General features: G+C 47.6%; 16 protein-coding genes. 3 read left to right on the plus strand and 13 right to left on the minus strand.

The window, feature by feature from the left end:
- Nucleotides 1-185: 185 nt before the first annotated feature.
- A complete protein-coding gene (locus BM358_RS00730) occupies nt 186-506 on the plus strand; it encodes a winged helix-turn-helix transcriptional regulator (protein ID WP_007430161.1) in 321 nt (106 codons plus the stop codon).
- 142 nt (nt 507-648) lie between these two features.
- Complete coding sequence (locus tag BM358_RS00735; RefSeq protein ID WP_023988302.1) at nt 649-978, plus strand: hypothetical protein; 330 nt, start codon at nt 649-651, stop codon at nt 976-978.
- 10 nt (nt 979-988) lie between these two features.
- Here the strand turns inward: BM358_RS00735 and BM358_RS00740 are convergent, their stop codons facing one another.
- The 7 genes from BM358_RS00740 to BM358_RS00770 form a co-directional block, all read right to left on the minus strand.
- Nucleotides 989-1,912 carry an NAD(P)/FAD-dependent oxidoreductase gene (locus BM358_RS00740; protein WP_028542411.1) on the minus strand — a complete coding sequence of 308 codons (924 nt, stop codon included), beginning with the start codon at nt 1,910-1,912 and terminating at the stop codon, nt 989-991.
- A gap of 240 nt (nt 1,913-2,152) precedes the next feature.
- On the minus strand, nt 2,153-2,755 hold the full coding sequence (locus BM358_RS00745) for a nitroreductase family protein (protein ID WP_025722870.1): 603 nt from the start codon (nt 2,753-2,755) through the stop codon (nt 2,153-2,155).
- Between the two features lie 106 nt (nt 2,756-2,861).
- Entirely contained in the window at nt 2,862-3,140 is a 279-nt protein-coding gene (locus tag BM358_RS00750) for a hypothetical protein (protein ID WP_013310018.1), read from the minus strand.
- A gap of 130 nt (nt 3,141-3,270) precedes the next feature.
- Entirely contained in the window at nt 3,271-3,597 is a 327-nt protein-coding gene (locus BM358_RS00755; RefSeq protein ID WP_028542412.1) for a (2Fe-2S) ferredoxin domain-containing protein, read from the minus strand.
- 35 nt (nt 3,598-3,632) lie between these two features.
- Complete coding sequence (locus tag BM358_RS00760; protein WP_028542413.1) at nt 3,633-4,133, minus strand: metallophosphoesterase family protein; 501 nt, start codon at nt 4,131-4,133, stop codon at nt 3,633-3,635.
- Between the two features lie 23 nt (nt 4,134-4,156).
- A complete protein-coding gene (locus BM358_RS00765) occupies nt 4,157-4,591 on the minus strand; it encodes an Rrf2 family transcriptional regulator (protein WP_013310015.1) in 435 nt (144 codons plus the stop codon).
- A gap of 97 nt (nt 4,592-4,688) precedes the next feature.
- Nucleotides 4,689-5,066: a DivIVA domain-containing protein gene (locus tag BM358_RS00770; protein WP_023988297.1), complete on the minus strand. Its 378-nt coding sequence runs from the start codon at nt 5,064-5,066 to the stop codon at nt 4,689-4,691.
- 144 nt (nt 5,067-5,210) lie between these two features.
- Here BM358_RS00770 and BM358_RS00775 point away from each other — a divergent pair, with 144 nt between their 5' ends.
- Complete coding sequence (locus tag BM358_RS00775) at nt 5,211-5,780, plus strand: TraR/DksA C4-type zinc finger protein (RefSeq protein WP_028542414.1); 570 nt, start codon at nt 5,211-5,213, stop codon at nt 5,778-5,780.
- A 92-nt stretch (nt 5,781-5,872) separates the two neighbouring features.
- Here BM358_RS00775 and BM358_RS00780 read toward each other — a convergent pair whose 3' ends face one another.
- The 6 genes from BM358_RS00780 to hrpB all read right to left on the minus strand — a co-directional run bounded on the left by BM358_RS00780 (nt 5,873) and on the right by hrpB (nt 12,999).
- Entirely contained in the window at nt 5,873-6,877 is a 1,005-nt protein-coding gene (locus tag BM358_RS00780; protein ID WP_028542415.1) for a Gfo/Idh/MocA family protein, read from the minus strand.
- Between the two features lie 19 nt (nt 6,878-6,896).
- Complete coding sequence (locus BM358_RS00785) at nt 6,897-7,259, minus strand: replication termination protein (protein WP_013310011.1); 363 nt, start codon at nt 7,257-7,259, stop codon at nt 6,897-6,899.
- A gap of 264 nt (nt 7,260-7,523) precedes the next feature.
- Nucleotides 7,524-8,162: a CatB-related O-acetyltransferase gene (locus BM358_RS00790; RefSeq protein WP_028542416.1), complete on the minus strand. Its 639-nt coding sequence runs from the start codon at nt 8,160-8,162 to the stop codon at nt 7,524-7,526.
- Between the two features lie 162 nt (nt 8,163-8,324).
- Nucleotides 8,325-9,497, minus strand: coding sequence for an acyltransferase (locus tag BM358_RS00795; protein ID WP_023988293.1), 1,173 nt, complete (start codon nt 9,495-9,497; stop codon nt 8,325-8,327).
- A 270-nt stretch (nt 9,498-9,767) separates the two neighbouring features.
- Nucleotides 9,768-10,352 (minus strand): general stress protein, encoded by a 585-nt coding sequence (locus tag BM358_RS00800; protein ID WP_028542417.1) that lies wholly within the window; start codon nt 10,350-10,352, stop codon nt 9,768-9,770.
- Nucleotides 10,353-10,470: 118 nt separating this feature from the next.
- On the minus strand, nt 10,471-12,999 hold the full coding sequence (gene hrpB / locus BM358_RS00805; RefSeq protein WP_028542418.1) for an ATP-dependent helicase HrpB: 2,529 nt from the start codon (nt 12,997-12,999) through the stop codon (nt 10,471-10,473).
- Nucleotides 13,000-13,182 lie beyond the last annotated feature (183 nt).

Raw genomic sequence — 13,182 nt, forward strand, 5'->3', positions numbered from 1 at the left:
TAGCGAAATCGTGAACATTCGATATATCCTGTAATGATAACGTTTTCTGTGGTATGATTGACGAAAGGAAAGAGAAAAAACTGTTAAATATGTCACAGTTGATACAAAGCGTTATAGTTACTATTGGTATACAGAGTTACTTTTAGTATACTGTTTAAAACAACAATGAAATTGAGGGGATTCAGATGAGCGACGACAGGCAGCCTAAGCTTTTGTGCGGTAAGGTGGAACAGTCCTTTCAGATCATCAGCAAAAAATGGACCGCTCTCATCATTCATACTTTGATGGAACATCCCAAACGATTTAGTGAAATTCACGTCTCCATACCTGATCTTAGTAAACGCATGCTGAACGAACGCATCAAGGAACTAGAGCTTTCCGGCCTGATCCTTCGCAATGTCATCACAGAGCGGCCTGTGCGTACCGAGTATTCGCTGACACGCAAGGGTAAAGAGCTAGGTGATGCATTAAATGGTGTGGAGAGCTGGGCCGAGAGATGGCTTTAACCGCTAACAGGAGGTCGTCACACAGGGTCTCCTGTTATTGTGTTACCCCATGTGGATCATAATACAAACTATAGTACGAAAATAATGGAACAACCGCGCAGCAGCTCATGATTTCAGAATGAGCCAAGGAAGGATGAGAACGATGGCATTTGGCATTACCCGGCAGGAGCTTATGGCCTGGAAAAGAGAGGTCAGTCGTGGTGAAATTGCTTTCCTGACACATTACTGGCTGGATGATCGCTTTCCAGGCATTACAACCGTCACCAAGGTGGGATGTTCTGATTTGGACAAGCTGCGCTTATGGTGCAACCATAACGGATTGAACCCCCAATATATTCATCAGCGTCAGCCCTATCCGCATTTTGATCTTATCGGCAACAAACAGACGGAAATTTTACGTAAGTACGGCATGAGCGATCAATTAAAACGCTTCGAACTTCAACTCCCAACGAGTACACACCCATCGTTCTAAACCGCAGCTCTCAGAGCTGCGGTTCTTTTGTTTTCATACCAGTTAATACCTTGTGTATCCAAATCGCTGACATAGCTCCTTCTCCCATCGCCACAGTCGCTTGCTCGGCATGAGCTCCTAAGTCCCCGGCTACCCATACATTTTCCACATTTGTCATTTTGCTGCGAGGATGAGTCTCAATATGCTTATTATGCAGCAGATGTACACCCAGTTGCTCCGCCAGCTCTGAATGAACGTGATTGCTGCCAAAGGCTAAAAAGCCCCGCTCTGCTGGAACCACATGTCCATCAGCCAGCCGCACTCCTTCAAAACAGCCCCATTCTCCGGTTATAATCTCTGAAATGGCTGCTTCCTTATAGCCAATCCCTTTTTCCCGCAGCTTTACGATCAGCTCGTCCGGCACCTCTGAACGCTCATGATTGACATAAACAAGTTGATCGGTGCGCGCTGATAAAGTCAGAGCCATGGAAGCTCCTGCTTTGCCTGCCCCCATAACGACCGTGCTGCGATCCTGAACCTCATAACCGTCACAATCCGGGCACACATATACACTGTTGCCCAAGCAGGCTTGTAACCCATCCAGCTTTGGAAAACGGTCCGTTAGCCCTGTCGCCAACAGCAGCGTTTTTGACGAATAGACGGATCCTGCATCCACTTGAATGTCAAAAAGCTCATCTCTTTTGGCGGCTTTTACCGCCTTCCCTTCAACAAATTCAGTACCTAGTTTCGTGGCTTCACTACGTCCAAGCCGTCGCAGCTCTTCACCAGAAATTCCGTCAGGAAAGCCCAAAATATTATGATACTGGTGGCACAGCGTAGATCGACCATAGCCCGAATCTATCACTAGAACTCGATGACTGCTGTATCTCCCCAATTGAATCGCTGCTTGCAATCCGGCAATTCCCCCACCAACAATAATGCAATCATAGTTCATCACTTTTCCTCCTTTGAATGCGCGTTATCCTAGACATCTGCATAAAACCGCAATAACACCAATGTAAACTTCTCATCCAATTTTAAACATAATATCACCCACTAACGGATGAATTAACCCCTGTGTCCGTACATATCAAAGCTTATATGCCTTAAAAATGGAATGACAAAAAGCACTGTGGATACCCACAGTGCTTTACCAGGTCGAGCCTGAATCGTCATTTTATCGTGAAAATTATAATTATTTAAATGTTTTTACTCGTTCTTCAACAGGCTGGAATTCTTTTTCACCTGGTTGGAATGTCGGTTTACCAAATGGCATTTCAGCAATCAGTTTCCAATGCTCAGGAATGTTCCATTCGTTTTTCACTTTTTCATCAATCAATGGGTTGTAATGCTGAAGGGATGCCCCCAGTCCTTCTTGCTCCAGAGCCGTCCATACTACCAATTGCAACATACCATTAGATTGGTTGGACCAGATTGGGAAATTGTCCGCATAGGCTTCAAATTGTTGCTGCAGACCAGCTACCACGTTATTGTCTTCAAAGAACAAGACTGTTCCGTATCCGCTGCGGAAACCGTTCATTTTCTCGGCAGTAGACTTGAATTGCTCCTCATTGCCTACAACCTCACGCAAAATATCTTCTGTAATATTCCACAGTTTATCATGATGCTCTCCAAGCAACACTACTGCACGTGAAGTTTGGGAGTTGAAAGAGGTAGGTGTGTACTTAACAGCTTCCTCTACAATCTCTTGAATCCGTTGGTCAGAAATGACCTGTTCTTTGCTAATACCATAATAGGAGCGTCTGTCTTTCAGAGCTGTGAAGAAGTCTTTAGCCATTTTGTTACCTCCTGAGAAAAATTAATTACTTTTCGTAACTTAATATACATTACATATATCTTAAAGTCAAGAGATTTCTTTTTAAATATTACCAGTTAGTTGATGATTATACGCCACCATTATATTTTTTCTCACTGGAAGAGGTGTGCTTGGTTGCATCCTTGTCTCTCTCCTCCTGCCTTTCCATCTTCAAATCCTCTACGGGAATGGCGTCTACCGTCTGCTCAATCTCAAAACGGTCAAACAAGCTTTCCTGCTCTGTCGGATACTGCTCTGCATGATCTCGATTGATCGACTGTTCCTGATGTTTAGACTCCGTTGTTCCTTTCCCCGTCTGTCCTTTCTGCTCATTCTGATCGTGCAGGTTATCTTCAAATGGGGCCATTTTACTTCCCTCCCTATCGGATTGGTGTTCACAGTATACTTTTACCTTTCACATCGAGGATTAAACGCAAAAAAGAGAAAATCTCCGCAAAGATTTTCTCTACTCATGTTCTTATAAATGGTTGATTGGATTATTCCGAGCTGGATTTACCTGTATACTCATGAAAAAGATGAGGTTCCAGCTTCTCTCCCGTTACGAGCTTCTGCACCAGTTGAGTCCCCGAGTCGGGGGTCATTTGACCATACCAGTCCCCTTGAGGATATACGATCACAACCGCAGCATCATGACAACGCCCATTACAGCGAGTTCTGGTCGTGTGAATATATGCTTCTGCATTTTGTTTACGAATTTCATCCCGAATTGCCTGTGTAACTTCTTCACCCTCATGTCGCATACATGTGCCTCCATTGCAGATCAACACATGATGCTTCATTGGTTCTAATTCAAAAATGGCCATAGCTTCCCCTTTAATCAACAGTTGTTGGTTTTAAATCAATGTTTATCTGGATAAAGAACAAGCTGTGCTTCCATCTGACCAGCTTCAATCGTCAGCACGATAAATGAATATTCGTCTTCGCCACGTTTGTCCGTCGGAGACCCTGGATTAAGGACAAGCTGACCGTCAATCGTTTTGACCACCGGAATATGCGAATGTCCATAAATCAGGCAATCCAGCGTTTCTCCCTTAAACGTATTCAATGCGATATTTTCTGTCGTTCCTCGCCAGCCGTGACCGTGAACCATACCGATCCGCTTGCCTTCAACTTCAACGATTCGCTGATAGCCTAAACGCTCCACGATGTCCATTCCATCATTGTTTCCGGCAATGCCTTGCACAGGCGCAAATTCAGCTAGACGTTCATATACGAACCAATCCGTCCAGTCTCCGGCATGGAGAATGAGGTCACTGCCTTTTAACTCCTGTACAAGCCGACTAGGCAACGCTTTGCTTCTATGCGGCATATGAGTGTCTGAAAGTACGATGATTTTCATATAAATTCTCCTTACCAGCGTCTTTACACGGATGAACTTTGTTGCCCCACGCGCTGCTGAAGTGCCTGCTCCAGATCTCGCAGCGTAACGGTCTCGAAAAACGCCTGTATTTTCTGCTCTGCCACGGTATATAAACCATCCAATAATGCGTCTATGTTCCTGCCTACCTCACAATTATGATTGCTGTCGGTATGGATGGCGAACAACGGACCTTCATCCTTGGTCGCCTCATAGATCATTTTCAGATTGATGTTTGAACTGGACATGCTTAGACGAAAGCCGCGTGCTCCAGGCGACGAATCCACCAAACCCGCTTGTTTGAGTCGGCTCATAATCCTTCTCACAACTACTGGGTTTGTATTGATGCTGGAAGCAATAAGTGACGATGTCATTCGCTCCGGTGCCCCTTCAGCCAGAAGAAGCAGACAATGGATACTAACGGAAAAATGGGTACTCATGTTAACCACCTTTATGTGTGTGCCTCATTAAATGTTTGGAAAAATGCTTGTTTCCATCATACCACAATAGAGGCACCAACACAGTGCTTACTGCACCTTACTCCGGAAAATAGTCATTTTCAGGACGTACTCGCACTTTTAATTGGCGTACACTATATTCCAACTGCTTAACGATATCCTCCAGTTGACGACGGTCCAGTCCATTAAGGTCGGCCGCAGGCTTGGGTGCATTTTTCAAATCACGTATGGTTGCCTGCTGCTCCTGCCACTTGTCCATCAGGTCGGCTATATTCGCATAAAAGCGTTCATAATCCTTGATCACTTCATCCAGAAAGGCATCCACCTCGTCCGGATCATAGCCGCGCATTTTATTCTTAAACTGTTTCTCATGAATGGAGAGCGCGTCCAGCTGAATGCCCAGTTGTTTAAACAACTGCTTTTGTTTATCCAGACGACGCTTCATATGTTCATCCATCGGTTATTCCCTCCTTAACACACTATTCTTTTTATATCACATTCTAGGCTGGGAATAAAAGTCTCTGATGATTGCCCGGCCCTATGAACGGGTATAAAAGAGCATACGTGTCACTTATACAGACCACGAAGGGGAGAGATGATCATGAACCATTTGAACGATTCGCAGCTTGCAGAGCTGAAACATATGTTGCTGGAGCAGAAAAAGGATTTAGAAAAGCATTTTGAACAAAACGGTCAGGAAAACGCTCAATTGGGAGAAACACTGACAGATTCCACAGGTGAGCTCTCGTCCTATGACAACCACCCCGCTGATATAGGGACAGAAACCTTTGAACGGTCCCGTGATCTGGCGATTAATGATTCGCTACAAGACGAGCTGGAGCAAGTCAATGCAGCCCTTCAACGGATGAAGGATGGGACATACGGAATATGTGTGGAGAGCGGGAAAGAAATTCCCTTTGAACGGTTGCAAGCCATTCCATATACAGCCTATACAATCGAGCACACGCCAACTCGAGAATTATCGAATGACCGTCCTGTAGAGGAACAGGTCATGACTCCGCCGCCCAAGGGTGCAGGTGAGGTTCGCCAACGAAATGCAGGACGATTTGACGATGCGGGCGCATGGGACGCCGTGGAGAAATACGGTACATCAAACTCGCCTGCAACTGCCGCCAAGCGTGATGTCACCGATTATGATGAAAATATGTAATGCTATATGCTTATGTATTCGTTCATCTAAAAAAGCAGCTTGTCCTTTGGACAGGCTGCTTTTTATGTCTTTACGGGAATACAGTGATCCCGTTATCCAATTTCTATCCGTTTCCGACTACGAGCTGACTCAATACAAGCATCGATTACCTTCATATTGCTCACCGCATCTTCTGGCTCATACGGCAACGGGACACCGTCAAGCACCGCTTTAGCAAAAGCATCCGCTTGCAGTTCAAAGGAATTAAAACCTTTCAGACGTTCCTCACGCGTGACCGAACCGACGTGGACGAAAATTTGCGGTACAACAGACGTTCTTTCCCAACCGAACATTTTGGGCATGGCAATCGTACCCTTGCTACCGAGAATTTCCATGTTGGAACGATTAGCTGCCCACATGCCACAATCGAAAGTAAGGTTGACTCCACCCGGAAATTCCAGCAAACCGGAAGCCATCATATCGACGTTGTCATGCTCCGGGGAAAATAAGGCATGTACCGTCACTGCCTCCGGTTCCCGATCCAAATACATACGAGCGGCTGATATCGGATAGACGCCCACATCATATAGCGAGCCGCCGCCCATGTTTTTATTAAAGCGCACATTATCTGCCTGATCGGTATTGTTAAACGTAAACGTGCAATGGATGCCGCGAATGTCACCAATTTCCCCACTATTGATAATTTCCTTAATTCTTCGATGTTTGGGATGATAGCGATACATAAAAGCCTCTGCAAAGATCACTCCTGCACGTTGACATGCTTCAATCATGCGGCTTGTCCCGGCCGAGCTAAGAGAAGATGGTTTTTCACACAAAACGTGCTTCCCAGCCTCCGCTGCCCGAATGGTCCACTCTTCATGCAGATGGTTCGGCAACGGAATGTACACCGCTCCGATTTCGGGATCAGCCAACAGGTCATCATAGCTTCCATAACTTTTCGGAATATCGAACTCCCGGGCGGTCTCAGCGGCTTTATCCGCATTACGACTAGCAATCCCAAGCACTTCTCCGCGTTCGGATTGCTGAATTGCCGGAATTACAGCGATTTGGGCGATCTCCGCAGTGCCTAAAATTCCCCATTTCAGCTTTCTACCCATCATTCTCATCCTTTCGTGGTTAGGAATAGTTGTCTTGTTCCGCTTTATGCAGCATACCTAAGCAACGGTCCAAATCAGCTTTGACCTGCTTCTTGTACAATCGTGCTTTCTCCTCCCCATCATCTGTAAAGTGATAGAGTACAATCTCCTGAAAATCCACGCGCGGGTCTGTTCCTTTCAATCGCTTGGTACGGTAAAAAACACCTTCCTGTACCAGCTCATGCAGCGCCCGGTAAACCTCGCTCTGAGGCGGAACATACCCAAAGCCACTAAACTCATCTTTCATCGATTCGAGCATCTGATATCCATAACCGCGATGCCTCTCCACCATTGTGATCAGATAAATTTTGATAAAAGCCCGCTGGGATATCATAAACGCCATTTCACAGCCTCCTCCACACCTTATTCGTGCACCTTATCTTCCATTATAAACCACTCTGCGTCCATACACTATTTCCTTTGATGATATGAGAGCGTATGAGAACCCTTCATCTCTTGTGACCTGTTTTAAGATGGCGAGAGATATAGAATGAGGCGATATAGAGTAGTGTGCGAAGCGCTGAGAAATGATTTTATTGTTTTTGCTATTATGAATTTTTCATATGTTGAAATAATATAACTAAAGCTAAAAAAATAGAGTTACAGATTACGAAGACTGGATTAATTGTTTTAAGGCCTCCGTATCGTTACTTGTCAAAACAGGAATATATTCTGTTATTTTTTGGATGTCCCAGTCCCACCATTTCAGGGTTTGGAGCATAGCTATAGTTTCCTCATCAAACCGATAACGAATTAACTTCGCAGGATTTCCTCCTACAATGGAATATGGCCGAACATCTTTAGTCACCACGGCGTTTGACGCAATGATCGCGCCATCACCAATTTGAACTCCGGGCATAATGGTAACGTTGTAACCAATCCAAACATCATTTCCAACCACAGTGTCCCCTTTGTAGCCCCCACTTAAATTGGGTAAACCAACTTCCCAATCTCCGCCAAACGCTCCAAAAGGAAAAGTCGTAAATGCATTTGTATTATGATTAGCACCATTCATAATAAATTTGGCTTTGGCTGCAATCGCACAAAACTTACCAATCTTTAATTTGTCCCCTATAAAATCAAAATGATAAAGGACATTTTTCTCAAAATCCAAAGGGTTATCATTATCGTCATAATAGGTATAATCCCCGATTTCGATATATGGATTAACCACTACATTGTTCAAAAAACACAGACTTCTAATATTTTTCATCGGAAAAACGCTTCTTGTATCTGGACCACTCATTTTGCGACCCTCCCATATGGATGTTCCTTCACCTTACTGGTAAAGGAACATCCAGTCTATCAGTATGCATACTATTAAACAAATGTAGATAGAAAAGTATCCCATTGCCTTATTTCTTGGCTTTGGGATACTCTTGTGAACATATGTGATTGGGTTATCAAATCAGGCTTGCTTTTGTAAGGCTGGCGGACCTCCAGTCGGGCGAGGACGAACCCGAAGCCCCACGATCCATTTGCCCAGAGGCAAGCGTGCCAGTAGCCATGTTCCGGCAACGGAAAAGATCATACAGAGAACGAACGAAGCCAGCGTACGAAGAACGTGGCTCCAGTCTGCAAAAAACGTCTCGTCAAAATAATAGGTCACACGCAGCATAAAGGCATGCATGAGATACGCTCCATAGGACAACGTTCCGATGGCCGTCAGCATACTCGCCGCACGTCCCCCCTTATGAGCAATCCACGTCGCTACCCGATAAGCTACAAAAATAGACGCAACGCAATATACAGCCATGACCGGACGCAGCAAAGACAAATAGTTAAAGGAAAGAACTGTACCTCGCGGCGTCTGGAACTGACCGATCATCTCATACAGTAAGTAGCCTGTAATCACGATAAACAACGGCCAGTATATCATCTGTGCTTTGGTTACCCAAGCATTCCAACGCTTGACGTTCATCCCGGCTGCCGCTCCTAACACAAAATAAAAGAAAAAGTAGATCACATTCCGGTCAGCGTACAGGGTAAACCAAGAGGTAATGACCGGAAGCTGGAGCTTATCCATCGCTTGGTATACGGGTCCAACGGCGAACATGAGCAAAATATATAGCACGCCGAATCCAGCCAATGCAGCGGGTCGCCATTTTGACGGCAGTAGCGCAGACAAATGACGGACCGCATAACGAAACACGGGAAATAACACATAACATTGGATAATCATAACGATGTACCATAGATGATAGCTGCTTTTCCCGTTCAATAGCTTCTGGAAAAAATCCAGCGGGTGAATATATCCACCACTTTGGGCAAGCTGATTTCCCAATTCGTATAAAAGAGACCATATGATATACGGAACAATGATGTCCATGAATCTTTTACGTAAAAACGTTCCGTACTTTAAGACCCCATCATAATTGTAAAATAGCACCATGCCCGTGATAAACACAAACACCGGAACTGCAAATTTGGAACACAGCAGTAAAAGTGTCATCAAAACCCCGTCCTGGATGCGCGCCCCCTGCGCAACCGCATAATGTGCGACGGAATGCTGAAGAACAACGGCGGCAAAAGCCAGCCCTCTTAGCAAAGCGACTTCGGAAATTCTCTCTTTTTGACTCATGTCACTCTCCTGTTACATCTAGCAATTTATAAATCCATGATTTTTCAAAATCCTCAAATCTATTATAACGACAATTCTGTAAAAATATATAGAAGGATAAACGAGCCAACAACAAGCAAAGCATCATTTATCTCAGGTTTATTCTATGTTTCACTAACATGTAAAAGCAGCAGTCTTCCCTCTCGGGGAGACTGCTGCTGTAGAAACAACCTATATACAAAGGAGATAGGAAAGCCTGTTAAATCACGTTCTCAACTAGCCGTTAGTTGTTTACAGGTTCCTTCTAGTATCTGTGTACGCATCTGTCCGCGTATCCGCCACCGTATCATCATACGTTCTGTAACGATCCGCATTCAGCGAACGGTTGGTGCGGAAAATATCATAAACATCCCTGTGATGGTCAGCAGAATCCACCAGCACTAAAATCTTGCCCTGATCGACGTATGTCTCGTATTGACGTGCATCATCTTCTGGAATGCCTAGCCCGACCAGTCCACCGACCAAGCCACCTGCTCCCGCTCCGACAGCTGCTCCGGTAAGAGTAGCCGCGATAGGTCCAGCAGCAAGGATCGGTCCGATACCCGGAATAGCCAAGGCCCCGATGCCTGCCAGCAAGCCAGCAACGCCGCCTACAATACCGCCGGTAGCCGCCCCTGTCGCTACACCCTCCGGTGCTTTGGTGCCTGTCTCTTCACTAATCGTCCTTAGCTCGTCACGGTCACGGGTGATCACAGAAATTTCACTGCTTGGGATTCCTTTGCTCTGCAATTGTCCTATCGCACGAGATGCTTCCTGCTCTGTATCAAAAACACCAACAATTTTCTTTTCATTATAATCGTTTAAGTTATTAGCCATAATAGTTACCTCCCAATATTTTGGTGTTGAGTGGTTCGTCTTTCATTACCCCGCCATTATGACGTTTAAACGATTTTACGAAAATTCAAAAAGTCGATTAGCATAAAACAGCTTCTATTTAACGCTTTGGCTTTGCTCTGTTGGTCGCCACAGCTTCCAGTGGATCATCCGGCCAATAATGCTTGGGATATCTGCCCTTCAGGTCCTTTTTGACTTCAAAGTAAGCCTCGCTCCAGAAGCTGGACAAGTCGGACGTCACTTGGACAGGTCGCTGGGCAGGTGACAGTAAATGCAATACAATGGGTACGCGTCCGCGTCCAATAAGAGGCGTATCCCTCATACCGAACAACTCTTGTAGTCGTACGGCCAGCGCTGGTGCCTCAGGATTCGAATAATCGACAGGAATGCGGGAACCGCTGGGTACGCGGATATGCGTCGGCGCTTCCTGATCAAGCTGCTGCCGCTGTTCCCAATCTAGCCTGCCTAGCAGCAATGCAGCACTGTCCAGCCGTTGCAAATCGGATACATTTTTGGCTCCTAGAGCAAAAGGCAACAGCCACGATTCCAGTGAATCCAGCAATGCCGATTCCGTGCAGTCCGGCCAGTCCTCAGGCGCCGAGAAGTGCATAAAAATCAAACGAGCCTGCAACTGGAGGGTTTGCCGATTCCATGACAGTAGCTTCAGACCTCGTTCACGGACACCCTGCATCAAGGCGGCAGCTACTTCCTCTGCCGGAGGTCGCTCATAGGACGTTTCCTTTAAGACGAGTGAGCCCAGCCGCAGTACCTTGCGGGCTCTCGCTGCTGAGGCGGAGCTATCCCAGTATACGTTGGCTTGTTCTAGCAGCAATTCGCTGCAATGCTGAATCAGCTCTTGCAGTTCAACCGGTGCCGCCAACTGAATGGCGCCATCTGCTCCCTCGTCGTCCACTTCGGCGGCGACGAGATAGGACGAACGCGACATCCACTCCACTTGTCGGAGTCGCGCCCCCCGACCGCCGCTAAGCAAAAAGCGGCCATCCCCCCGGCCCTGCGCGATCCGATCCGGATACGCAAAGGCCAACAGCAGCCCGCAAGCCGCGGAGCCATCAGGCTCGTCCTGCGCTGCGGCTGCTGTCGGCAGCGTGGCTAGCAGCTGCCGGCTCTCCTGCACGATACGGCGAATCACCGTATCGTCTGCTGCCCGCAGCAGGCTGTGCGTACTGCGGGCATGGGCCGCCTCGCGCAGGGCATCCAGCCGCGGGCGCAAATCCGTTCCGCCATGTGCGCGGAACGGGTCCCGCTCTTGCAGCAGCGCAGCCAGACGGCTGGCAGTCGGGGCCAGGCCAAGGGCGGCTGCGCGCAACAGCATGTGCCCAAGGCGCGGGTGCGTGCCTAGGGCGGACACCTCGCGCCCATGCGCGGTGATGCCGCCTGTAGTGCCGTCGGCTGCTTCATCCAGGCAGCCGAGCTGGTGCAGCAGACCTGTGGCCTGGCGGTACGCGGCCTCAGGCGGGGCATCCAGCCAGGCCAGCTCGGCGGGCTCGCGCACGCCCCAGGCCGCCAGCTCCAGCGCGAGCGGGGCCAGATCCGCCGCGGCGATTTCCGGGCGACTGGCATCGGGGAGCGCGGCATGCTCCTGTGCGCTCCACAGCCGGTAGCATACGCCCGGCTGGAGACGGCCCGCCCGTCCGCGCCGCTGGTCGGCGGAGGCCTTGGACACCTTGACGGTGGTCAAACGGCTCATACCGGTTCGCGCGGAAAATACCGATTCCCGCGACAGTCCGCTATCGATCACCACCGTGATCCCGGCGATGGTCAAGCTAGACTCGGCAATCGAGGTGGCCAATACCACTTTTCGGCTGCCCAAAGCCGACGGGCGTATTGCCTCATCCTGCTGCTCCAGCTTCATGCTGCCGTACAACGGAATTACCTTGACGTGTGCTGGTAAATGCTTTGAAGCCAATTCTCGTTCCGTTCTATGAATTTCTCTAGCCCCTGGTAAAAACACCAGCAGATCGCCATCATGAGCATGAAGTGCCTTTTCTACCGTCTCAGCCGTAAAGGACTCTAATGAGATTGATGAAGGTTTGGACATATGAAAGGTTTCTACTGGAAATACGGTGCCTGGACATTCCAGCAATGGCGCATCCCCTAATAGTCTGCATACAGGCTCTGCCTCCAGGGTGGCAGACATGATCAATATCTTCAAATCCGGTCGCAACAGCGCCTGGCTTTGCAGGGCAAGTGCCAATCCCAAGTCTGCATGCAGGCTGCGTTCATGAAACTCATCAAACATAATCAGCCCGACTCCCTCCAATGCCTGATCATGTTGCAGCATCCGGGTCAGTACGCCCTCCGTAACCACTTCAATCCGCGTGTTTGGTCCTACTTTTGTATCCATACGAACCCGATAACCCACGGTCTTCCCGGTGGGCTCTCCCAGCGCTTTCGCCATTTGCGCTGCTGCTGCACGTGCTGCCAAACGCCTCGGCTCCAGCATAATCATCTTTTGCCCTGCCAGCCACGGCTCATGCAGCAGCTCCAGCGGTGTTACCGTCGTTTTCCCCGCTCCCGGCTGTGCAATCAGTACCGCCGCCGAATGGGATTGCAGTGTATGTTTAAGCTCGGGGATCACTTGCATAATAGGCAGTTGTTTATCTGTCAATGAAATCTCTCCAATGATACGCTTGATGCGTAGAATCTAAGTTTTAATTCCTTTATTATTGTGAATTTTTCATTACCTGTAATTATTGAATATTGAATAAAAAATGTTAAGCTGCACTCTGGGACTTCTCTTTGATCTGTCGTGCATAATTCTTCTAAATCTATTATACAGATATTTAAATTT

It is taken from the genome of Paenibacillus sp. cl130, from assembly GCF_900116035.1.
GTDB lineage: Bacteria > Bacillota > Bacilli > Paenibacillales > Paenibacillaceae > Paenibacillus > Paenibacillus polymyxa_B.

Excerpts from the sequence above, each read along its gene's own strand:
- BM358_RS00730 (WP_007430161.1), top strand. The coding sequence starts at position 186 with ATGAGCGACGACAGGCAGCCTAAGCTTTTGTGCGGTAAGGTGGAACAG.
- BM358_RS00735 (WP_023988302.1), top strand. The coding sequence starts at position 649 with ATGGCATTTGGCATTACCCGGCAGGAGCTTATGGCCTGGAAAAGAGAG.
- BM358_RS00740 (WP_028542411.1), bottom strand. The coding sequence starts at position 1,912 with ATGAACTATGATTGCATTATTGTTGGTGGGGGAATTGCCGGATTGCAA.
- BM358_RS00745 (WP_025722870.1), bottom strand. The coding sequence starts at position 2,755 with ATGGCTAAAGACTTCTTCACAGCTCTGAAAGACAGACGCTCCTATTAT.
- BM358_RS00750 (WP_013310018.1), bottom strand. The coding sequence starts at position 3,140 with ATGGCCCCATTTGAAGATAACCTGCACGATCAGAATGAGCAGAAAGGA.
- BM358_RS00755 (WP_028542412.1), bottom strand. The coding sequence starts at position 3,597 with ATGGCCATTTTTGAATTAGAACCAATGAAGCATCATGTGTTGATCTGC.
- BM358_RS00760 (WP_028542413.1), bottom strand. The coding sequence starts at position 4,133 with ATGAAAATCATCGTACTTTCAGACACTCATATGCCGCATAGAAGCAAA.
- BM358_RS00765 (WP_013310015.1), bottom strand. The coding sequence starts at position 4,591 with ATGAGTACCCATTTTTCCGTTAGTATCCATTGTCTGCTTCTTCTGGCT.
- BM358_RS00770 (WP_023988297.1), bottom strand. The coding sequence starts at position 5,066 with ATGGATGAACATATGAAGCGTCGTCTGGATAAACAAAAGCAGTTGTTT.
- BM358_RS00775 (WP_028542414.1), top strand. The coding sequence starts at position 5,211 with ATGAACCATTTGAACGATTCGCAGCTTGCAGAGCTGAAACATATGTTG.
- BM358_RS00780 (WP_028542415.1), bottom strand. The coding sequence starts at position 6,877 with ATGGGTAGAAAGCTGAAATGGGGAATTTTAGGCACTGCGGAGATCGCC.
- BM358_RS00785 (WP_013310011.1), bottom strand. The coding sequence starts at position 7,259 with ATGGCGTTTATGATATCCCAGCGGGCTTTTATCAAAATTTATCTGATC.
- BM358_RS00790 (WP_028542416.1), bottom strand. The coding sequence starts at position 8,162 with ATGAGTGGTCCAGATACAAGAAGCGTTTTTCCGATGAAAAATATTAGA.
- BM358_RS00795 (WP_023988293.1), bottom strand. The coding sequence starts at position 9,497 with ATGAGTCAAAAAGAGAGAATTTCCGAAGTCGCTTTGCTAAGAGGGCTG.
- BM358_RS00800 (WP_028542417.1), bottom strand. The coding sequence starts at position 10,352 with ATGGCTAATAACTTAAACGATTATAATGAAAAGAAAATTGTTGGTGTT.